Below are 1,074 nucleotides of genomic sequence, written 5' to 3' on the forward strand. Positions count from 1 at the left end.
GGCGCTAAGCTACTCGCACTCAAAAACCGACCAGACCGACGAGCGCGGCGACGGTGCCTTCTACCAGCCAGCCACCGGCGGCAAAAAGATGGACACCTCGTACCGCGACGACGTGCTGGAACTGCGCAATACCAGCCTGTTCGACACCGGCCCGCTTGAACACGCCCTGACCCTGGGCAGCCAACTGCGCAAACACAAGCGCGACACCCTGATGTATATGCCCGGCACCACCTATAACCGCCCGCAGTACAACTACGGCTACTACCAGCCCGGTTTTATGCCGCGCGGCAAAGTCGACAGCCAGGGCTACTACATCAAAGACGCCATCACCCTGGGCGATGTAACCATCACCCCATCGCTGCGCTTTGACGAAGTGCGTAACGACGGCAAACGCAACCTGGCGCCGCTGTACAACACCCCCGGCGTGCATGACTACAGCAGCCAAACCTACAGCGGTTGGTCGCCACGTTTGTCGTTGTTCTGGTCACCGCTGCCGCAGCTGGGCTTCTTCGCCGACTACAGCAAAACCTGGCGCGCGCCGGTGATCGACGAGCAGTACGAAGTGCAAAGCGCCACCAGCACACGCAACCGCACCAGCCGCGACCTCGACCCCGAACGCATCACCGCCTTGCGCGCTGGCAGCATCCTGTCCATCGACATCGGCCGCAACGACAACCTGCAAGTACGCACCACGGTGTTTCGCAACGAGATCAAAGACGAAATATTTAAAAACCTCGGCATCGATTGCGAGAACCAAGCTAACAACGGCGGCACCATCACCAATGCTTGCGGCGCCGGCAACCGCCCGCTGTACCGCAATATCAACGGCTCGGTGATCAAGGGTTTCGAGATTGAAAGTTTCTACGACTCGAAGTGGGTGTTTGGCTCGCTGTCTTACTCGTGGATGACCGGCAAACACGACGGTGCCTACCTCAACCCGTGGGGCCCGGATGTATGGGCGCGGGATATTCCCTCGCCAAAATGGGAAGCCACCCTTGGCGCGAAGATTATCCCCATCGATATGCAGGCCGGTTTGCAAGCCGAGTACGTGCTCAAGACCGACCGCTACCCCAG

Annotated in this window: 1 protein-coding gene; it reads left to right on the top strand. The window is 59.8% G+C overall.

Annotated elements, in window-relative coordinates; all coding sequences use genetic code 11:
- Window positions 1-1,074, top strand: a 1,074-nt coding sequence (locus tag AAAB16_RS20325) for a TonB-dependent receptor (RefSeq protein WP_340664955.1), incomplete at both ends; no start/stop codon positions are given.

This window comes from Pseudomonas sp., from assembly GCF_037994325.1.
In the GTDB taxonomy this organism is placed as follows: domain Bacteria; phylum Pseudomonadota; class Gammaproteobacteria; order Pseudomonadales; family Pseudomonadaceae; genus Aquipseudomonas.